This is a genomic window from Miniimonas arenae, from assembly GCF_006351005.1.
GTDB classification, from domain to species: Bacteria; Actinomycetota; Actinomycetes; order Actinomycetales; family Beutenbergiaceae; genus Miniimonas; species Miniimonas arenae.
Genome location: NZ_VENP01000011.1, coordinates 1 through 20,857 on the forward strand (window position 1 = coordinate 1; position 20,857 = coordinate 20,857).

Consider the following 20,857-nt stretch of genomic DNA (forward strand, 5'->3'; position numbering starts at 1 on the left):
GCTACCACCACCACCTCATCCACACCGGCGACTGGACCATCACCACCCCACGACCCGGCGCCACACCCACCATCACCCCCGGCCCCACCCTCACCCCGACCCACCGCCACGCCTGGACACCCACCACCCACCAGCCCAACCACTACCACCGCTGCTGAACAGCGCCGACAGGGTGGGCCGCTAGTAGGGCCGTGCCGACGACTCGGCCGACGGACGCGTGGGATGTACGTCCCCGGGCGTCGCTCGCGCCACCGCCCCTATGGCCGCTCCGGCCAGGCGTGCTTCGGGTACCTCCCCCGCAGATCCGCCCGCACCGCCGCGTACCCGCCGTCCCAGAAGCCCGCCAGGTCAGCCGTGATCGCCGCGGGCCGACCGGCGGGTGACAGCAGGTGCGCCACCACCGGAACCCGCCCCCCGGCCAGCCGCGGCGTCTCGTGCATCCCGAAGAAGTCCTGCACGCGCGACGCGATCACGGGCTGGTCCGCCCCGTACTCCACCCGTACGAACCGCCCCGACGGCAGCGCGATCCGCTCGGGCGCGAGCTCGTCGAGCTGCGCGGCGTCCGGCCAGGGCAGCAGCCCGCGCAGCAGCGCGAGCACGTCGACGCGCGCAAGGTCCGTCGTCCCGTCGGGAAGCCACTCCTGCACGCGTTCGGCGAGCGCGTCGTCCCCCACGTCGGGCCACGGCGGACCGAGCTCACGGTGCAGGAACGCCAGTCGCGCCCGCAGGCCTCTCGCAGCCTCGGTCCAGCGCAGCACGCCGACACCCGAGCGGCGCAGGGCCGCCCGCAGTGCCGCCGCACCCTCCGGTCCGACGCGGCTCAGCCGCACCGAGGACAGCGGGATCGCGCCCAGGCGGCGCACCCGTGAAGCCACCACGCGCGTGCCCTCGACCGCCACGTCGACTTCCTCACGCACGAGCGCAGCGCCGGCGGCGAGCGCTGCGGCCTCGTCGATCGGAACCCCCGACCGAATCAGCGCGTCCCTCCCCCGCGAGCGATCGGCGTCGGCGACGGCGAGCCACTCCTGGCCGACCAGCGCCGACCCCTCGCCCAGCACGGCGCCCGAGCCCGAGGCCATGAGATAGGCGGTCGATCCGGCCCGACGCCGCGCCAGCCGGTCGGGGTGCGCGAGCGCCACCACCTCGGCCACGACGGCGTCGCTCACCCTCGGCGTGTCGCGCGCCTGCGCGTCGCGCACCGCCGGCGTGGGCGCGGCCCCCGCGACGTCCGCCCCGCCGTCGGCGTCCTGCACGACGGCGAGCAACCGGTCGCGCGTCCGCGCCCACTCGGTCCCCGCTCCCCCGCCCCGCGCCGCCCGCCACGCGGCGCTCAGGTCGCCCCCAGGAGCGCGCAAGTCCTCCGCCAGCAGGGCTACCACCTCGGCCGCGGCGCGCGGACCGACGGACGCCGCGCCGTCGAGCAGCGCGCGGGCGAGCCGCGGATCCGTCGGCACCCCGGCGATCGCGCGACCCCGCGCGGTCACCACGCCGTCGCCGTCGAGCGCGCCCAGCCCGCGCAGCACCTCCTCGGCCGCCTCGAGCGCGGCGCGGGGTGGCGCGTCGGGCAGCCGGAGCCCGGCGACGCCGTCGCGCGACCAGCACGCGGCCTCGAGCACGAACAAGGCGAGGTCCGCCGTCGCGACCTCGGGCTCCGCGAACGGCGCGAGCCGGGCGTGCTCGGCCTCGGACCAGCACCGGTACACCGCCCCCGGGCCCTCACGCCCGGCGCGGCCCGCGCGCTGCTCGGCGCCGGCGCGGCTCACCATCACCGTGACCAGCCCGGCAAGCCCGCGCCGGTGGTCGGTGCGCGGCTGCCGTGCCAGTCCGGCATCGACCACCACGCGCACGCCGGGCACCGTGAGCGAGGACTCCGCGACGGCGGTGCTCACCACGACCCGTCGGCGCCCACCGGCCCGCAGCGCGCGGTCCTGCGCCGCGGCGGACAGGCGCCCGTGCAGCGGCAGCACCTCCGGCTCCTCGCTGCGACGCCCGTCGGCGGCGTCCTCGGCGCCGGCCCCGTCGGCGGCGGGCGCGCCGGCGAGACCCCCGAGGGGCGCACGCCGCAGCCCGGCCACGACGTCGTCCACCTCCCGCGCCCCCGGCACGAACACGAGTACATCACCCGCACGCTCGGCGACGGCGCGCCGCGCGACGGCGATCACGTGCTGCAGGTACTCGCGCCGCACGCCTCGCTCGTCGCTGCGCACGAGCGGCCGCTCGGGAGGGCACCACACCGTGTCGACCTCGTGCAGCGCCCCGTCCGCCACGACCACCGGCGCGTCCCACGCGGCGCCGAGCGCGGCGGCGTCCAGCGTCGCCGACATTACGACCACGCGGAGGTCCTCGCGCAGCGCCTCCCGCACGTCGGCGACCATCGCCAGCACGAGGTCGGACTCCAACGACCGCTCGTGCACCTCGTCGAGCACCACGCCTGCGACGCCGGGCAGCGCCGGGTCGCGCTGCAGCCGGCGCAGCAGCACGCCGGTCGTGACGACCTCGACCCGGGTGCGCGGGGACGTGCGCGACTCGCCCCGCACCGTGACGCCGACGTCGCCGCCGACCTCCTGGCCGAGCAGCGACGCAAGCCGGCGCGCGGCCGCCCGGGCCGCGATCCGCCGCGGCTGGGTGACCACGATTCGGCCGGCACCGGTACCGGCACCGGCACGCACGATGTCCGCGAGCAGCGGCGGGACGAGCGTGGTCTTGCCGCTCCCGGGCGGCGCCGTGAGCACCGCGACACCCGCGCGCTCGACGGCGGCACGCACCTCCGGCAGCGCGCCCCGCACCGGGAGGTCGCCGGGGTTCGCGAGCAGCCGCGCGATCGCATCCATCGCGACCAGTCTGCCGGGCCCAGCGCCACGCCCGACGGCGAGGCACGCGCCGCGACGCCCTGTCCGGGCCGCCAGCGCCACCGCCTCGCTCCCACGACCGCGAGCCCGCCGGTCCCGCCCCTGTGGCCGTCGCCACGGTCCCGGACTCGCTGCGCAGCCCGCCCGTAGACTTGACCGACTCGACTCTCTCCGCAGGTTCGCGCCTGCCCGGCCCAGGCAGGCGTATGACCACCCTCGAGGACCTCTCCAGCAGATCGGACGCGTTCGACGCCGACGCCGACGCAGACCTCCCCGGCGCCGACGCAGACCTCCCCGGCGCCGGCGCCGACGCCGACGCACCAGCGGGCGTCGACCCCGCCGACATGGCGGTCTTCGTCCGCGTGGCGCGCCAGGTGGCGCACCTGCCCTCGGACCACCCCGACCAGATCGAGGCCCGCCGCGCGACGGCGGGTCTGTACAAGCTGGCCAAGAAGGTCCGCCGCGACGAGCGCCGTCGCGACCTGCAGGACCACGACCGCGCCGTAATCCACTCCACCGCCACCGGCAGCCCCGGCCGGATCGACGACGAGACGGCCGGCCTTCTGCCGAGCTCGGCCACCACGCCCGACCGGGTGGCGGGCACGCTGCGCAAGCCGCAGCCGTGCTACGTGTGCAAGGAGCTCTTCACGCAGGTCGACTGGTTCTACCACCAGCTCTGCCCCGCGTGCGCGGCCCTCAACCACGCCAAGCGCGACGCCCGCACCGACCTCACGGGGCGGCGCGCCCTGCTGACCGGCGGGCGGGCGAAGATCGGCATGTACATCGCGCTGCGTCTCCTGCGCGACGGCGCCGACCTCACCATCACGACGCGCTTCCCGCGCGACGCCGCCCGCCGGTTCGCCGCGATGCCGGACGCGCACGAGTGGCTGGACCGGCTCGACGTCGTGGGCATCGACCTGCGCGACCCCGCCCAGGTGGTCGCGCTCGCCGACCACGTCGCGGCCCGCGGTCCGCTCGACATCCTCGTCAACAACGCCGCCCAGACCGTCCGGCGCACGCCCGGCGCCTACTCGGCCCTGGCCGAGGCGGAGAACCTGCACCTGCCGGACGACCCGGACGTCCCCACGATCACCTTCGGGCGCACCAGCGCCGCGCACCCCGCGATGCTCGCGGGCTCCGTGACGGACCTGCCGAGCAACCCCGTCGGCGCCGACCTCGCGAGCCTCGGCCCCGCCCGGGCCGCCCTCGACGCCGCGAGCGCCTCCCTCGAGCGCCACCTCGCGGGCACCGCGATCGACGCCGGCGGCCTCCTGCCGGACGAGGTGGACCACAACTCCTGGGTCGCGACCGTCGAACAGGTCGACCCGATGGAGCTGCTCGAGGTGCAGCTGTGCAACTCCACGGCGCCGTTCATCCTCCTCTCGCGCCTGCGGGCGAGCATGTCGGCGACCGCGACCGGCCGCGCCTACGTGGTCAACGTCTCCGCCATGGAGGGCGTCTTCGCGCGCGGCTACAAGGGCCCCGGGCACCCGCACACGAACATGGCCAAGGCCGCCGTGAACATGCTCACCCGCACCAGCGCGACCGAGCTCGCCGAGCACGGCATCTACATGACGAGCGTGGACACCGGCTGGATCACGGACGAGCGCCCGCACACCACGAAGGTGCGTCTCGCGCAGGAGGGCTTCCACGCGCCGCTCGACCTCGTCGACGGCGCCGCCCGGGTGTACGACCCCATCGTGCGCGGCGAGGCCGGGGAGCTGCTGCACGGCTGCTTCCTCAAGGACTACGCGCGCGCGCCGTGGTGAGGACCGTTCACGCGGTGAGCGCCGCGGGAGTGCTGGCGTCGCTCCGGGCGGCGCGTGCCCTGGCGACGGACCGGGCGGCCACGGCCACGGCGGCGGACGCGGCGCGAGCAGCAGCAGCGGTGACGCCGGCCGCGGCGAGCGCCCGCCTGGCCGTCGGCCCGCTCGGCCGCTTCTGGCGCAGCCTCTCCCCCGCGGGCCTCGCCGTCGGCGCCGCGGCCTACGCGGCCGGCACCCGACCGACCCTCGCGCCGCGCGGAGCCGTCGCCCAGGGCGTGGCCGCCGGGCTGTCACTCGCCGTCGGGTACGCGCTCGGCGCGCGCGGTGAGCGCCTCGTGCACTGGGCGCGCCGCGGCGCGCACCGCGCGGACGACGCGGCGGGCCACCCGTGGTCCGACGCCCAGCCCGTCGCACGCGCGGTCGCCGGCGCGAGCCTCGCCGCGACCGCCGTCGTCACGCTCTGGACCGGGGCCCAGGGGCAGCGTCGCCTCCAGCGGCTGTGGGGCCTGCCCGCGACCGCGCAACCGGATCCGCGCACCCTCGCCGTCGCCGCCGGCGCGATCGTCCTGCCCGTCATCGCGCAGCGGCGCATCCGGCGCCGTGTGCACGCGCTGCGCAGCCTGCTCGGGCGCTGGCTGCCCGAGCCCGTCGCGGGCGTGGCGGGCGACGCCCTCTACACCGTCGGCTCGATCCTCCTCCTGCGCGCGGGGTTCGCCGAGATCCTCGGCCGCTACGTCACCGGCCGCTTCGCGATCCGCAGCGGCACCATCTCCCACGAGTACGAGCGCCCGACGGCGAGCACCCGGTCCGGTTCGCCGGCCTCCTTCGAGCCGTGGTCGGGTCTCGGCGCGGAGGGCCGTCGGTTCGTCGGCTCCGGTCCCTCCGTCGAGGAGATCGCCGAGCTCACCGGCCGCCCCGCGGTCGAGCCGATCCGGGTCTACGTGGGCGTCACGACGCACGGGAAGCTCGTGGACCCGCCCGACCTGGACGCGATGGCCGCACGCCTCGTCGCCGAGCTGGACCGGACCCGTGCCTGGGAGCGGGACGTGCTCGTCCTGGTCACCCCGACCGGGTCGGGCTGGGTGGACGGTCCGGCCGTGGCGGCCGTGGAGTACCTGCACGGCGGCCGCACCGCGGTCGCCGCCCTGCAGTACTCGGTGAACCCCAGCTGGGTCCAGCTGGCCCTCGAGCTGGACCTGCCGGCCCGCGCCGGCCGCGCGCTCTTCGAGGCCGTGCACGCGCGCTGGCGGCAGCTGCCGCCGGACTCCCGGCCCCTGCTGGTGCCCTTCGGGCTGTCGCTCGGCGCCTACGGCTCGCAGGCCGCGTTCGGCTCGCTGGAGGACGTCCTGAGCCGGGCGGGTGGCGCGGTGTGGGCGGGCTCGCCCCGGTTCACGCCGCTCGTGACCGAGCTCACAGCGCGGCGGGATGCCGGCTCCACCCAGATCCACCCCGTCCTGGACGGCGGTCGGCACGTGCGCTTCGCGACCCGCAACGGCGGACCCCAGCACCTCGACGCCCTCGGCTCGGCCGGCTCGCCTCGCGTGGTCTACGTCCAGCACCCGAGCGACGGCGTCGCGCGCTGGTGGTGGCCCGAGCTCTGGCGTCCCGACGACTGGCTGCGCGAGCCCGTCGGCCAGGACGTGCTGCCACGCCTGCAGTGGTGGCCGGTGATCACCGGTGTCCAGCTCTTCCTCGACATGATGGTCTCCGACTCCGACGGGATCCCCGCGGGCTACGGGCACCACTACTGCGGCGCCTACGTCGACGCCTGGCGCTGGGTGACTCAGCCCGACGGGTGGGACGAGTCGCGTCTCGCGGCCCTGCGTGCGCGCCTGGCCGACGTGCCGCGCTGACGAGGCCGACCGCGCACGGTGCGCTCCGCCGTCCGGCCCTGACGAGGCGGACCGCGCGAGGTGCGCTCCGCCGTCGGCACCCGTCGCCGCGCCGGCGCGCTGACGAGGCCGACCGCGCGAGGTGCGCTCCGCCGTCGGGCCCCGTCGCCGCGCCGGCGCGCTGACGAGGCCGAACGCGCTCGGCGCCCCCGCTGAGCGCAACGCTCTCCCCGACCGCGTCACAGGGATGTCACGCGTCCATGACATGCTTCCGCAATGCGTATCTGGCCTGGACACCCCTACCCGCTCGGCGCGACCTACGACGGGACGGGGACGAACTTCGCCCTCTTCTCCTCGGTCGCCGAGCGGGTCGAGCTCTGCCTGATCGACGACGCGGGGAACGAGGAGCGCATCGAGGTGCGCGAGGTCGACGCGTACGTGTGGCACGTCTACCTGCCCGCCGTGCAGCCCGGGCAGCGCTACGGCTACCGCGTGCACGGTCCCTACGAGCCCGAGCGCGGCCTGTGGTGCAACCCCGCGAAGTTCCTCCTCGACCCGTACGCCAAGGCGTTCGACGGCACGATCGACGGCGACCCCGCGCTCCTGTCCTACCCCGCCGGCGGCGCGCCCGAGCCGGGGCAGGCGCCCAACGACCTGGACTCCCTCGGTCACACCATGACCTCCGTGGTGCACAACCCCTTCTTCGACTGGGGCCACGACCACCCGCCGGCGCACGAGTACCACCGCAGCGTCATCTACGAGGCCCACGTCAAGGGCATGACGATGCTGCACCCCGACGTCGCGGAGGACCTGCGCGGCACGTACGCGGGGATGTCGCACCCCGCGGTCATCGAGCACCTCAAGACCCTCGGCGTCACCGCGATCGAGCTCATGCCGGTGCACCAGTTCGTCAACGACTCCACGCTCCAGGGCAAGGGCCTGTCGAACTACTGGGGCTACAACACGATCGGCTTCTTCGCACCGCAGAACACCTACAGCGCCACCGGCAGCCGCGGCCAGCAGGTGCAGGAGTTCAAGGGGATGGTCAAGGCGCTGCACGAGGCGGACATCGAGGTGATCCTCGACGTCGTGTACAACCACACGGCGGAGGGCAACCACCTGGGCCCGACCCTGTCCTTCCGCGGCATCGACAACCCCGCGTACTACCGGCTCGTCGACGACGAGCCCATCCACTACTTCGACACCACCGGCACGGGCAACTCGCTCATGATGCGGTCCCCGCACGTGCTGCAGCTGATCATGGACTCGCTGCGCTACTGGGTCACCGAGATGCACGTGGACGGCTTCCGCTTCGACCTGGCGGCCACCCTCGCCCGCGAGCTGCACGAGGTGGACCGCCTGTCGGCGTTCTTCGACCTCGTCCACCAGGACCCGGTCGTCTCCCAGGTCAAGCTGATCGCCGAGCCCTGGGACCTCGGCGAGGGCGGCTACCAGGTCGGCGGGTTCCCGCCCCTGTGGACCGAGTGGAACGGCGCCTTCCGCGACACCGTGCGCGACTTCTGGCGCGCCGAGCCGCACACGATGTCGGAGTTCGCGAGCCGGTTCGCCGGGTCCTCCGACCTCTACGAGCACACCGGCCGCAAGCCGATCGCGTCGGTCAACTTCATCACGGCGCACGACGGCTTCACGCTCAACGACCTCGTCTCCTACAACGAGAAGCACAACGAGGCCAACGGCGAGGACAGCCGGGACGGGGAGTCGCACAACCGGTCCTGGAACTCCGGTGCCGAGGGACCCACGGACGACCCGGAGATCCTCGAGCTGCGCGCGCGGCGGGCCCGCAGCCTGTTCGCCACGCTGCTGCTGTCGCAGGGCGTGCCGATGATCGCGCACGGTGACGAGCTGCGGCGCAGCCAGGGCGGCAACAACAACGTCTACTGCCAGGACAACGAGATCTCCTGGATGAGCTGGGAGCTGGACGAGCCCCAGACCACGATGCTCGAGTTCGCGCGCAAGGTCATCGCGCTGCGCGCCAAGCACCCGGTGTTCCGCCGCCGGCGGTTCTTCGAGGGCACCTACACCGAGTCCGACGGCGACCGGATCCAGGACATCGCGTGGCTCACTCCCGCGGCGGAGCCGATGACGGGCGAGGAGTGGAACACCTGGTACGCCAAGGCGCTCATGGTGTTCCTCAACGGCGACGCGATCAACGAGCCCGACGAGTGGGGCGAGCCGATCGTCGACGACTCCTTCCTCGTGCTCTTCAACGCCGACCCGGCGCCCATCACGTTCACCCTGCCGCCCGCCTCCTACGGTCAGGCCTGGCAGGGCGTGCTCGACTCCGACCACTCCTTCGAGGACTGGCAGGTGTTCGCGGCAGGCACGAGCGTCGAGGTCGCCGGCAGCTCGATCGTCGTGTTCTCCCGTCCGAGCGTCAGCGTGACGCCGCGGCCCACCACGAGCGTGTCGACGGGCACGACGGCGCAGCTCGCCCGGGCGGCGGAGGCCGCGCCCACGGCGTCGGTCTCCACCGCGCCCACCGACCCGGCGACGGCGGCCGCGGCGGCCGACGAGACGGGGACCAGCGGCGGGGCGACGCCACCCAACCCGCCCACGCCGAAGCGACGCGCGCCGCGCAAGCCGCGCGCCAAGAAGAACGACGCATGAGCCGCGAGCCCCACCAGCCCTCCCGACGCACCCCGGTCTCCACCTACCGCCTCCAGCTGGGTCCCGACCTCTCGTTCGACGAGGCGCGCGCCCAGCTGCCGTACCTCGAGCGGCTCGGGGTGACCGACCTCTACCTCTCGCCCGTGCTCGCGGCGGCGCCGGGGTCGACGCACGGGTACGACGTCGTGGACCACGACGAGGTCAGCGAGGTGATGGGCGGGCGCGCCGCGCTCGAGCGGCTCTGCACCGCGGCTCACGAGCGGGGCATGGGCGTGGTCCTGGACATCGTGCCGAACCACATGGCCGTGCCCACCCCCGCCTGGCACAACCGCGAGCTGTGGGACGTCCTCGCGCACGGGGAGACCTCGGAGTACGCCGAGTGGTTCGACGTCGAGTGGTCGGGCCCGTCGGCCGGGCTGCTCATGCCCGTCCTGGGCGACCGGATCGGCGCCGTGCTCGGGCGGGGTGAGCTCACCGTCGACGAGATCGACGTGCCCGGCGTCGGGCCCACCACGGTGCTGCGCTACTTCGACCACATGTTCCCCGTCCGGGCCGGCACCGAGAGCCTGCCCCTGACGCGACTGCTCGAGGCCCAGCACTACCGGCTCGCCTACTGGCGCGTCGCGGACGAGGAGCTGAACTACCGACGGTTCTTCGACGTCGGGACCCTCGTGGCGATCCGCGTGGAGCGCCCGGCGGTGTTCGACGCGACCCACCGCCTGGTGCTCGAGCTCATGGCGCAGGGGTTCGTCGACGGCCTGCGGATCGACCACCCGGACGGCCTCGCCGACCCGCGCGCCTACCTGCGGCACCTGGACGAGGCGACCGGCGGAGCCTGGGTCGTGGCCGAGAAGATCCTCGAGCCGACCGAGGAGCTGCCCGCCGACTGGCCCGTGGCGGGCACCACCGGGTACGACACCGCATGGCGGGTCGGCCAGCTCCTCGTGGATCCCGCCGGTGCGCCCGCGCTCGCCGGGATAATGCACGAGCTGACCGGCGACGGGCCGATGGGCCTGCCGGCGCTCACCGTGGAGAGCAAGCGGCAGGTCGTCGAGCAGTCGCTGTTCGCCGAGGTGCACCGGCTCACGTCCCTCATCTCCGACGTGTGCCACGACGACATCCGGCTGCGGGACCACACGTGGCGCGCCCTGCTGGACTGCGTCACCGAGCTCGTCATCGCCTTCGACCGCTACCGCGCCTACGTCGTCCCGGGCGAGCCCGCCCCGCCCGCCGCCGTCGCCCTCGTGGAGGAGGCGGCCGCCCTGGCCGCGTCCCGGCTGGACGAGGAGCGTGCCGACACGATGCAGGTGGTGGTCGACCTCGTGCTCGGGCGCGAGGCCGGCAGCGCGGGCAAGGTGCGCGAGCCCCGCCGCGACGAGATCATCGTGCGCTTCCAGCAGGTCTGCGGCGCCGTCATGGCCAAGGGCGTGGAGGACACCACCTTCTACCGGTGGACCCACCTGGTGAGCCTGTGCGAGGTGGGCGCCTCGCCGGGCACGTTCGCCCTCGGGCCGGACACGCTGCACTCGTGGGCTGAGCGCCAGCAGCAGCGCTGGCCCGACACGATGACGGCGGGTACGACGCACGACACCAAGCGCGGCGCCGACGTGCGCGCGCGGATCGGGGTGCTCAGCGAGCACGCGACGGCGTGGGTCGACCTGGTCCACGCGCTGCGCGCGGCCACGTCCGACGCGCGACCCACCGACCTGCCGGGCCGGACCGAGAATCTGCTCTGGCAGATCCTGGCCGGCACCTGGACGGACGAGGGCCCGCTCGAGGCCGACCGGTTCACGGGGTACCTGCTCAAGGCCGCACGCGAGGCCAAGGAGTGGACCGCCTGGACCAACCCGGACGCCGCTCGCGAGGAGCGCGTGATCGCCTTCGCCGAGCACGTGCTCGCCTCGCCGGACGTCGCCGAGCTCATGGCGGGGTGGCTGGACCGCACGCGGGCCTCGGTCCGCGCGGCCACGCTCGGTCAGACGCTCCTCCAGCTCACGCTGCCGGGCGTCGCGGACGTGTACCAGGGCACCGAGACCACCCGGATCGCCCTGGTCGACCCCGACAACCGGCGCCCCGTGGACTACGCGGCCCTCGCCGTCGCGCTCGACCGCGTCGAGCGGACCGACGGCAGCGGCACCGGCTCGCTCGGCGAGGAGAAGCTCGCGCTCGTGCGCGCCGTGCTGCACGCGCGGCGCGGCGACCCCGAGGCCTTCGTGGGCCCGCGTGCGGGCTACCTCCCGCTCGCAACCTCCTCCGAGCGGGCCGTCGCCTTCGCCCGCACGCGCGACGGCGAACCCCGCTCGGTCACGGTGATCAGCCGGCACACCACGGGTCTGACGTCGGGCTGGGGTGAGCGCGAGGTGGTGCTGCCCGACGGCACCGCGTGGGCCGATCCCCGCCGACCCGGCCTCGTCCACCGACCGGGCCCGGTCCGGCTCGCCGACCTGTTCGCCCCCTCCCCCGTCGCGTTCCTGCTGCCGGTCGAGGATGTGACGGCCGAGGCGGTGGGGGCTGCCGAGGCGGGTGTGGCTGCCGAGGACGCCGGGCACGCCGCGGACGCCGTCGCCGGGCCGTCCGGGACGCCCTCGTGACCAGCGGGCCGGGCGCCGCCCCGCTGTCGGTGTGGGCGCCCTACGCGGACGCCGTGGCGGTGGTGCTCGGCGCAGGGCGCAAGGGTGGCGACGCGCACGAGGAGGCGATGCTCGCCGTCGGCGGCGGGTGGTGGCGCACCACCGGCGACGTCGCGCCGGAGGTGGACTACGCCTTCCGGCTCGACGGCGGCGATCCCCGCCCCGACCCGCGCTCGCCCCGGCAGCCCGCCGGGGTGCACGGGCCGAGCCGCACGTTCGACGCACACGCCTTCGCGTGGACCGACGCGGCGTGGGCGGGGCGCGACGTGCGCGGCGCCGTGACGTACGAGCTGCACGTGGGCACCTTCACGCCCGGCGGCACGCTGACCTCCGCGATCGAGCGGCTGGACCACCTCGTCGCGCTCGGCGTCGACGTCGTCGAGCTCATGCCGCTCGCCGCCTTCAACGGGGACCGCGGCTGGGGGTACGACGGCGTCGCGCTCTACGCGGTGCACGAGCCCTACGGCGGCCCCGAGGCTCTGCAGGCGTTCGTCGACGCCGCGCACGCCCGCGGGCTCGCGGTGTGCCTCGACGTCGTCTACAACCACCTCGGTCCGTCGGGGAACTACCTCGGCGAGTTCGGCCCCTACTTCACGGACGCGCACACCACCCCGTGGGGGTCGGCCGTGAACCTCGACCGACCGGGCAGCGCCGAGGTGCGCGCCTTCCTCGTCGACAACGCGCTGCGCTGGCTGCGCGACTTCCACGTCGACGCGCTGCGGCTGGACGCCGTGCACGCGCTCGTCGACGACTCCGAGCGGCACCTGCTCGCCGAGCTGTCCGACGCCGTCGCGGACCTCGCGCGCGAGGTGGGCCGGCCGCTCTCGCTCGTCGCGGAGTCCGACCTCAACGACGCCGTCATGGTCACGCCGACCGCGGCCGGGGGCCACGGCATGACCGCGCAGTGGGACGACGACGTGCACCACGCGGTGCACGCCCTGCTCACCGGGGAGCGCGCGGGCTACTACGTGGACTTCGGCTCGACGGCGGCACTCGCCCAGGTGATGCGCGACGTCTTCGTGCACAACGGCACCTACTCGACCTTCCGCGAGCAGGACTGGGGCGCGCCGGTGCCCGAGGGGGTCGACGGCCACGCCTTCGTGGTGTGCTCGGCCAACCACGACCAGGTGGGCAACCGGGCGACGGGTGACCGGCCGGGCGCGAGCCTCCCGCCCGCCGCACTCGCGCAGGCCGCCGCGCTCGTGCTCGCCTCGCCGTTCAGCCCGATGCTCTTCATGGGTGAGGAGTGGGGCGCGAGCACGCCGTTCCGCTTCTTCACGTCGCACCCCGAGCCCGAGCTCGGCGAGGCCGTGACCCGGGGGCGGCGCGAGGAGTTCGGCGGTCACGGCTGGGACACCGACGAGGTGCCCGACCCGCAGGACCCTGAGACCTTCGAGGCGAGCCGGCTGGACTGGAGCGAGATCGACGCTCCGCGGGGCGACGCACACGACGCTGGTTCCGGTGCGACACCCGACGACGGCGCGCGCCGGCACCACCGGCTCCTCGCGTGGCACCGCGACCTCATCGCGCTGCGCCGCCGCGAGCCGGCCCTCGCCTCGGGCGACCGGTCGCGCACCCGGGTGGACGCCGACGACGACGCGACCGCGCTCGTGCTGCACCGTGCCGGGGAGGCGGCGCAGGCTGCGGACGGTGGCGCGTCGGACGGCGGCTCGGGCGTCGCCGTCGTCCTCAACCTCACCGACGAGCCGCTCCCGGTGCGCGTCGAGGGCGCCGTCGAGGTGCTGCTCGCGTGGGAGCCGGGCACCAGCGTGCACGACGGCGTGGTCGACCTGGGCGCCCACGGCGTCGCGTTGGTGCGTACCCGGAGCTGATCGCGGTCGGCGCCGGCGCCGGCTCGCGAGGGCGCCGGCGCGCGCCGGCGCGGGTGCGCTACGGAGCGGCGGTCGGCTCGGGGTCCCCGGCCACGGCGGCGCTCGAGGTCGGCTCGTCGCTCGCGGCGGCGGACGGCGCTGCTGACGCGGAAGGCTGCGTCCCTGCGGGCTCGGGTGTCGCCGTCGCGGCCGGTGTCGGCGTGGCGGTGGGGCTCGGGCTCGGAGAGGGTTGCGGTGACGGCTCGGGCGTCGGGCTCGGAGTCGGCGTGGGCGTAGTCGAGGGATGCGGCGTCGCCGAGGGTCCGGGGCTGGGCGACGGACTGGCCGACGGACTGGGCGAGGGACTCGGCGACGGCTCCGGCGTCGGGCTCGCAGTCGGTTCGGGCGTGGGCGTCGGGCTCGGGGACGGGTCGGGCGTGGGCGTCGGGGTCGGCGACGGCGCCTGCACCACCGGCACGGGCGGGAGCGGCGTCATGGCGATCGCCACCAGGTTGGCCTGGAACGCGGCCTGGGCGGCGAGGTAGTCGGCGGTCAGCGGGACCGGCGTGACGGTGCGCCCGGAGCGCAGGTCGACGCCGCGCGCCAGCATGAACGGGACGGGGTCGACGGCCACGCCGTTGACGTGCACCGAGAAGTGCAGGTGCGGTCCGGTCGACCGACCCTCGGTCCCGACCAGTGCGACGATCTCGCCCTCGCGGACCTGCTGCCCGAGGGTCACGAGCACGCCGGCCTGGGCCATGTGGTTGTACGCGGTCACGACGCCGTCGCCGTGGTCGATCGCGACCACCCATCCGGAGAGCCCCAGCTCGCGGCTGCCGTTGCCGACGTACACCACGGTGCCCGCGGCGGCCGCCCGGATCGGGTACCCGAGCGGGGCCGAGAGGTCCACGCCGTTGTGCAGCCCCGCACTGGTCAACCCCGCGATCGCGCCGCGGAACCCGAAGGGTGAGGCGAACTTCCCGTTCGGCAGCGGGTGCACCCAGCCGAGCTCAGACACCTCGACCCCCGCCTCGGCGAGCGAGAGCCGGTACGCGGCCTGCTCGACCGCGGCGTCCACGGCGGACAGCAGCGGGGCGGGCGGCGGGGGCGCGGTCCCGGTCGCGGTGGCCGGGGTCCACCACGAGGCGGCCTCCGCCAGCGGGTCGACCGAGTCCTCCTCGAGCGGATAGTCCATCGGGGAGAGCCCGTCGGAGTCGGCCGCCCCACGGGCGCTCGACGTGCGGTCCCAGCGCGGGCTGGCGTGCTCGGGTGCGAGGTAGGCCGCCCCGGCGATCGGGGAGTCGAGGTAAGCGAGGGCGCTCTCCCCCGAGACCGGCAGCGGCACCGGCGCCGCCTGCGCGCCGCCCGCCACGAGCACCCCGACGGCGGCCGCGAGGCATGCCGCGACGCCTCTCGTCAGGACCGTTGCCCGCACGTCCGTCACCCTTCCGCCGCCCCCGGCTGCCACCCCCGATGGTGACCCGGATCACACTACCTCGGCAACCCCGCGCCTTCGATACCGTCAGGACCCATGACGACCCTGTTCACCCGCATCATCGACGGCGAGATCCCCGGACGGTTCGTCTGGTCCGACCCCACGTGCGTCGCGTTCCTCACGATCGCCCCCGTGCGCCCCGGGCACGCCCTGGTCGTGCCGCGCGCCGAGGTGGACCACTGGCTGGACGCCGACCCCGGACTCATGGCCCACCTCGTGGACGTCGCCCGCATCGTGGGACGCGCGCAGCTCGAGGCGTTCGGCGGTGTCCGCTCGGGCCTCGTCGTGCAGGGCTACGGGGTCCCCCACCTGCACCTTCACGTGCTCCCGACCCACGGCCCGGAGGACTTCCACGGCATCGAGGGCCCGCCCGCGCCGGACTCCGAGCTCGACGACGCAGCCGAGCGGCTGCGCGACGCCCTCGCCGCCGGCGGGCAGGCCGAGCCCGTCGAGGAGGCCCGGGCGCTCAGCGCGCGCTGACCGCCGGGGTCGGACGGGTGCCGGATCCCTCGTCCCGTGACCGTTCGGCGTGCGGCGCAGATGCCGTCGGCGAGCCGGCGACGGCGCCGCGCGAGGTCGGGCGGGGGCTCAGGGCAGGGGCCGTCCGGCCAGCGCACCGAGCCGCGAGAGTGCCCGGAAGTACTTCTTGCGGTACCCCTTCGTCAGCATGCGAGGGCTGAACAGATCGGCGACCGCCGCTCCGCCGAGCCGGACCGGGACGTCACGGTCGTACAGCCGGTCGACAAGGACGACGAGCCGCAGCCCCACCATGTCGTCGTCGAGCTCGTGCACGCCGGTGACCGCGACGAGGTCGAGGCCGTCCACCAGCTGCCCGTAGCGGGAGGGGTGGATCCGCGCGAGGTGCGCCATGAGCCCGCCCCAGTCGTCGAGGCTCGCCTGCGCGCCGCTCGCCGACGCCTGCTCGACGGCGAGGCGCACCTCCTCGTCGGACAGCGCGGTCCGCTCGGGGCGTCCGTCGCGCAGGCGATAGTCCTCGCCGTCGATCCGCATGACCTCGAACCGGGCGGCGAGGGCCTGGATCTCGCGGAGGAAGTCCTCCGCGGCGAACCGGCCCTCACCCAGCGCCTCGGGCAGCGTGTTCGACGTGGCCACGAGCGTGACCCCCGCGTCGGCGAGCTCGCGCAGGAGGCGCGACATGAGCACCGTGTCGCCCGGGTCGTCGAGCTCGAACTCGTCGATCGCGACGAGCGCGCGGTCCGACAGCGCGGCCACGCACTCGCGGAACCCGACGGCGCCCACGAGGTGGGTGTACTCGACGAACGTGCCGTACGCGGAGCGCTCGGGCCCGACGGCGTGCGCCAGCGAGGCGAGCAGGTGCGTCTTCCCGACGCCGTAGCCGCCGTCGAGGTAGAGCGACGCCGGAGGCGGGGGCGCCTTGCGGAACAGGCCCTTGCGCGGGGGTTCGACGATGCGGGCCGCGAGGTCGCGCATGCGCTCGCGTGCCTGGGCCTGCGAAGGGTGCGCCGGATCGGGCACGTAGGAGTCGAACGAGGCGCGGGCGAACTGCGGCGGCGGGACGAGGCCGGCGAGCAGCTGCGCCGCCGTGACCTCGGGGAGTCGGTCCGTGAGCGAGATCGGGTGGGCGGGGTCGGGCACGTGGGCAGGCTACCTGGCACTCTGCGACGGCGGGCACCGGGCCCTGGCGGGCCCGGCGGTCCTGGCGGGGCCCAGGCCCTGGCCGGCTCGGCGGGGCTGGCGGCCCTGGCGGGCCCCGCGGGGCCTAGGCTGGTGGCGCCGCGCGACCAGACCCTCGGACGCGCCACCCGTTCCCCGCAGGAAGGCCCGTGCCATGCCCCAGACCGTCGTCGTCCTGAGCGAGGACGTCCTCGCCGCCTCCGACGTCGCGAAGATCCTCGCGCTCGCCGGTGAGGACGGCGCCGTCTACCGGGTGCTCGTGCCCACCGAGGTGAAGCACAGCGTCGTGTCGGACTTCCTCGACCACCTCATGGTGCTCGACCTCAAGGAGGCGTGGGAGGACGTGACGGGCAGGAACGACCTGCCCGACGACGTCGCCCGCCGCGACGCCGCCGAGGTGCTGCAGGGCTCGGTGGACGCGCTCGAGGCGGCCGGCGCCGAGGTCGAGGCCGCGACGATCGCCGACGACGTCGTCGTGGCCCTGCGCGCGGAGCTCGCCGCGGCCCCCGACATCCTCCAGGTCATCGCCGTGACGCAGCCCCGCGCCGTGGAGGACACCTTCCACCGCGGCTGGGCCGACAAGGCGGAGAAGGAGCTCGGCGTGCCCGTCCTGCACTTCTACACGGGCACCTCCGTCGTCGGCGAGTAGCACGCCTCGCCTCGGCGGCGCCCGCCGCAGACGCGGCGCGCGGCTCCCGGTCAGCGGCGACCGGCGAGCGGCGACGCCGGGTGGTACCGGAGCAGCTTGCGGGCCTGGTTCACGGCCGCGACCGTCACGTACCACCAGCGCCGCGGGCTCCGCTCGGCCCGGTACACCAGCACGTTCGTCACGGCGCGGGCCCGGCGCAGCCGCCGCACCTGGGCGCGCGCCTGCGGCGCGAACACGCGCAGGAGCGCCGTCGGCACCACGGTGAACAGGTGCTCCCGCGCGCCGAGCACGGGCGCCGCCGGCGCGGGCGCGCCGTCGAGGTAGGCGTCGACGTACATCGCCGCCACGTTGTACCCCGAGGCCGTCACCGCGTACCCGCTGCGACCCACGCGCGGGTTGATCTCGAGCACGCGGTAGGTGCCCGCAGCGTCCTGCATGAGGTCGACGTTCGCGAAGCCGCTCCAGCCCAGATGCCGCAGCAGCCGCTGGACGTCGGCCAGCACCGCGGGCGCCAGGGCGTCGGTGCGGGCGTCGGCCGTGACCTGGGCGAGGGAGTTGCCCAGGGCCGTCGGCGTGTGCTCCTCCAGGAGGACGCGACCGAGCTGCGCGAACCGCACCTCGCCGTCGGGCCCAACGAAAACGTTCGCCGCGGCCATCGCGCCGTCCCCGCCCGGGAGGACCTCCTGCACGAGAACCCCGCCGCGCAGGCCGGCCGCGGCCATCCGGCCGAGCAGGTCGCGCGCCTCGGCCGCGTCGGCCACCACGTGCACCTTCGCCTGGCCGGGGTACGTCACGTCGTGCGCCCGCGACGTCGAGGCGACCTTCACCACGCGCGGGTAAGTGAGCTCCGCCAACGGCGCGAGCACGGCGTCGAGCCTCGCCTCGCCGTCGAGCACGAGCACGGCCGTCTCCGGGTGCGGCACGCCGAGGGCGGCGCACGCGGCCATCACCTGCGCCTTGTCCGACGCCCGCGCGACGACGTCGGCCGGTGCGTACGGGACGACGACGCCGAGGTCGCGCAGCTGCGGCGCCGCCGCGACCACGGCCTCGACCAGCCAGTCCGCGCTCGCCAGCACGAGGTGGCGCTCCCCCGGTCGCTCCGCGACGATCGCGCCCAGGGTGGCGACGAGGTCGGCGGCGACGTCGGGCACGACCCGCAGGTCGACGGCGACGGAGTCGCGGACCGGCCCGGTGGCTGCGCCCGCGACCACGACCGAGCGCACGCCGAACGCCTCGTGGAACGCCCGCGCGGACGCGTAGGCCCCGATGTCGCCACCGAGGACGATCGGCCGCACGGGCCGCACCGCCGCGCTGCCCCGCACTCCGCGAGAGCGGTGCCCGGCAGGGCCTCCGGACGCGGGCGGGGGCGGGGTTGTGAGCGGCACGACGGCGAGCCTAGACCGCGCCGGTGGCGCACCCGCCTAGCGTGTGAGCGTGGCCACGGATGCACCGACGCTGCCGCCCGACTTCGAGGCGGCGCTGCTCAGCCTGCGCGGACACGCGTTCCGACCCGAGGTGCACCTCGAGGAGGTGCCCCCGCCGACCCGGATCGCGCCCTGGGCGCTGGCGATGACGGCCGAGATCAACCCCACCAACGACGCCGAGGACATGCTCGCCAACGGGCGGTTCGTCGTGCTGCACGACCCGGAGGGCCAGGACGCCTGGAACGGGACCTTCCGCGTCGTCGTGCTCGCCCGTGCGCGGCTGGAGGAGGAGATGGGCGCCGACCCGATGCTCGGCGAGGCCGCGTGGAGCTGGCTGACCGACTCGCTCACGGACGCGCGCGCCGAGTACCACTCGCTCTCGGGCACCGTGACCCGCGTGCTCTCGGAGACGTTCGGCGGGCTCGAGGTGCGTGGCCACGAGGTCGAGATCGAGATGCGGGCCTCGTGGACCCCCGCCTCCTCCGACCTCGGTCCGCACCTGCGCGCGTGGGTCGCGGCCACCGCGTGGGCCGGCGGCCTGCCGCCCCTGCCCGAGAACGTGACCGCCCTGGGCATCCGCAGGAACCGTGGCTGAGTCGGCAGGCGCGGTGACCACCGCCGACATCACGGGCAGCACTGGCAGCACTGGCAGCACGGGCAGCACCGACAGCGCTGACGCCACGGGCACCACCAGCTCCCCGGGCACCGCCCCGACCGAGCCGGCGGTCCGCCCGGTCACGCCGCTGACGGAACCGCGCGACGGCGTGCCCGACGTCCTCGTGACCGAGGCGGAGCTCGCGGCGTACGCGGCCGCGCTCGCGGCCGGCACGGGCCCGGTCGCCGTCGACGCCGAGCGGGCCTCGGGCTTCCGCTACGGCCAGCGCGCCTACCTCGTGCAGGTGCGCCGCGAGGGCGCCGGCACGGCGCTCATCGACCCCGTCGAGCTGCCGGACCTGTCCTCGCTCACGCGCGCGACGGCGGGCGTCGAGTGGGTGCTGCACGCCGCCTCCCAGGACCTCGCCTGCCTCGCCGAGGTCGGCTTCGTGCCCGACCTCCTGTTCGACACCGAGCTCGCCGGCCGCCTCCTCGGCCGTGATCGCGTCGGGCTCGCCGCCATGGTCGAGGCCGAGCTCGGCCTCTCGCTCGCCAAGGAGCACTCCGCGGCCGACTGGTCCACCCGCCCCCTGCCCGAGTCGTGGCTGCGCTACGCGGCGCTCGACGTCGAGGTGCTCGTGGAGCTGCGCGACGCGCTCGAGGCCGACCTCGTGCGCCAGGGCAAGCTCGAGTGGGCCCGCCAGGAGTTCGAGGCCGTCCGGCTCGCGCCGCCGCCCCCGCCCCGCGTGGAGCCCTGGCGACGCACGTCCGGGTTGACGTCGGTGCGGGACGTGCGCCGGCTCGCCGTCGTGCGGGAGCTGTGGCAGCAGCGCGACGACGTGGCGCGCGACCGCGACATCTCCCCCGGTCGGGTCCTGCCCGACCGCGCCATCGTTGCGGCCGCCACGGCCCTGCCGCGCTCGGCCGACGCGCTCGGTGCGCTGCCCGAGTTCTCCGGCAAGGGGACGCGGCGGCGCCTGGGGATCTGGTGGTCCGCCGTCGCGCGTGCGCTCGCGCTGCCCGAGAACGAGCTGCCCTCGCGGCGAGGCCCCGCGGCCGACGTGCCCTCCCACCGCGCGTGGCGCGACCGCTACCCCGAGGCGGCCGAACGGCTGCGGGCGGTGCGGGCGCGGATGCGCGAGATCGCCGAGGAGGTCGGCACGCCGCAGGAGAACCTGCTCACGCCCGACCTGCAGCGCCGGCTCGCCTGGGAGGCCGGCGAGGTCACGCCGCGCGACGCGATCACGACCGGCGTCGTGGCGACCTGGCTCACCACGCACGGCGCGCGGCCCTGGCAGGCCGAGGTCTGTGCGGCCGGGCTCGCGGCGGCGCTGCGGGACCCGGCCTCGGTGGCCGACCCCGACGGCGAGCAGCGGGCCGCTGACCCCGCCTGACGGGCCGACCTCGTCCGACGAGGTCTGACGACCGGCGGCGACGGCGCCCGTTTACCGGTACCCGCGGTATCAGGTAACGTCGTCCTCGACACCGTCGTCCCGCCGCCTGCGCGGCCCTCCCGGAGGTCA

Annotated in this window: 13 protein-coding genes; 9 read left to right on the top strand and 4 right to left on the bottom strand. The window is 75.5% G+C overall.

The features are described 5' to 3' along the window. Positions 1-257: 257 nt before the first annotated feature. Positions 258-2,831 (bottom strand): ATP-dependent RNA helicase, encoded by a 2,574-nt coding sequence (locus FH969_RS04530; RefSeq protein ID WP_139986291.1) that lies wholly within the window; start codon positions 2,829-2,831, stop codon positions 258-260. Positions 2,832-3,193: 362 nt separating this feature from the next. Between FH969_RS04530 and FH969_RS04535 the strand changes: the two genes are divergently transcribed. The 5 genes from FH969_RS04535 to treZ all read left to right on the top strand — a co-directional run bounded on the left by FH969_RS04535 (position 3,194) and on the right by treZ (position 13,537). Next, the gene (locus FH969_RS04535) at positions 3,194-4,618 is read left to right on the top strand and encodes an SDR family oxidoreductase (protein WP_246071709.1); all 1,425 of its coding nucleotides are present in this window, start codon (positions 3,194-3,196) and stop codon (positions 4,616-4,618) included. A 14-nt stretch (positions 4,619-4,632) separates the two neighbouring features. After that, positions 4,633-6,468, top strand: coding sequence for an alpha/beta hydrolase (locus FH969_RS04540; protein WP_180359668.1), 1,836 nt, complete (start codon positions 4,633-4,635; stop codon positions 6,466-6,468). Between the two features lie 255 nt (positions 6,469-6,723). Further along, a complete protein-coding gene (gene glgX, locus FH969_RS04545) occupies positions 6,724-9,075 on the top strand; it encodes a glycogen debranching protein GlgX (protein WP_139986294.1) in 2,352 nt (783 codons plus the stop codon). Next, positions 9,072-11,666, top strand: coding sequence for a malto-oligosyltrehalose synthase (treY, locus tag FH969_RS04550; RefSeq protein ID WP_139986295.1), 2,595 nt, complete (start codon positions 9,072-9,074; stop codon positions 11,664-11,666). The genes glgX and treY overlap by 4 nt, the downstream gene beginning before the upstream one ends. Next, positions 11,663-13,537: a malto-oligosyltrehalose trehalohydrolase gene (gene treZ, locus FH969_RS04555; protein WP_218975263.1), complete on the top strand. Its 1,875-nt coding sequence runs from the start codon at positions 11,663-11,665 to the stop codon at positions 13,535-13,537. Before treY ends, treZ begins: the two co-directional genes overlap by 4 nt. Positions 13,538-13,595: 58 nt before the next feature. Here the strand turns inward: treZ and FH969_RS04560 are convergent, their stop codons facing one another. Further along, entirely contained in the window at positions 13,596-14,951 is a 1,356-nt protein-coding gene (locus tag FH969_RS04560) for a M23 family metallopeptidase (RefSeq protein ID WP_139986296.1), read from the bottom strand. A gap of 96 nt (positions 14,952-15,047) precedes the next feature. Between FH969_RS04560 and FH969_RS04565 the strand changes: the two genes are divergently transcribed. Further along, positions 15,048-15,491 (top strand): HIT family protein, encoded by a 444-nt coding sequence (locus FH969_RS04565; protein ID WP_108717505.1) that lies wholly within the window; start codon positions 15,048-15,050, stop codon positions 15,489-15,491. Positions 15,492-15,599: 108 nt separating this feature from the next. Here FH969_RS04565 and zapE read toward each other — a convergent pair whose 3' ends face one another. After that, positions 15,600-16,628, bottom strand: a complete 1,029-nt coding sequence (zapE, locus tag FH969_RS04570; protein WP_139986297.1) for a cell division protein ZapE — start codon at positions 16,626-16,628, stop codon at positions 15,600-15,602. Positions 16,629-16,821: 193 nt separating this feature from the next. Between zapE and FH969_RS04575 the strand changes: the two genes are divergently transcribed. Further along, positions 16,822-17,316, top strand: a complete 495-nt coding sequence (locus FH969_RS04575; protein ID WP_108717507.1) for a hypothetical protein — start codon at positions 16,822-16,824, stop codon at positions 17,314-17,316. A gap of 50 nt (positions 17,317-17,366) precedes the next feature. Here the strand turns inward: FH969_RS04575 and FH969_RS04580 are convergent, their stop codons facing one another. Beyond that, positions 17,367-18,611, bottom strand: a complete 1,245-nt coding sequence (locus FH969_RS04580) for a carboxylate--amine ligase (protein WP_139986298.1) — start codon at positions 18,609-18,611, stop codon at positions 17,367-17,369. A gap of 139 nt (positions 18,612-18,750) precedes the next feature. Between FH969_RS04580 and FH969_RS04585 the strand changes: the two genes are divergently transcribed. Beyond that, positions 18,751-19,335: a DUF3000 domain-containing protein gene (locus FH969_RS04585; protein ID WP_139986299.1), complete on the top strand. Its 585-nt coding sequence runs from the start codon at positions 18,751-18,753 to the stop codon at positions 19,333-19,335. 13 nt (positions 19,336-19,348) lie between these two features. After that, positions 19,349-20,728, top strand: coding sequence for an HRDC domain-containing protein (locus tag FH969_RS04590; RefSeq protein WP_425462449.1), 1,380 nt, complete (start codon positions 19,349-19,351; stop codon positions 20,726-20,728). The last annotated feature ends 129 nt before the right edge of the window (positions 20,729-20,857 follow it).

Coding starts and splice junctions, on each gene's coding strand:
- FH969_RS04530 (WP_139986291.1), bottom strand. CDS start 2,831: ATGGATGCGATCGCGCGGCTGCTCGCGAACCCCGGCGACCTCCCGGTG.
- FH969_RS04535 (WP_246071709.1), top strand. CDS start 3,194: ATGGCGGTCTTCGTCCGCGTGGCGCGCCAGGTGGCGCACCTGCCCTCG.
- glgX (WP_139986294.1), top strand. CDS start 6,724: ATGCGTATCTGGCCTGGACACCCCTACCCGCTCGGCGCGACCTACGAC.
- treY (WP_139986295.1), top strand. CDS start 9,072: ATGAGCCGCGAGCCCCACCAGCCCTCCCGACGCACCCCGGTCTCCACC.
- FH969_RS04565 (WP_108717505.1), top strand. CDS start 15,048: ATGACGACCCTGTTCACCCGCATCATCGACGGCGAGATCCCCGGACGG.
- FH969_RS04575 (WP_108717507.1), top strand. CDS start 16,822: ATGCCCCAGACCGTCGTCGTCCTGAGCGAGGACGTCCTCGCCGCCTCC.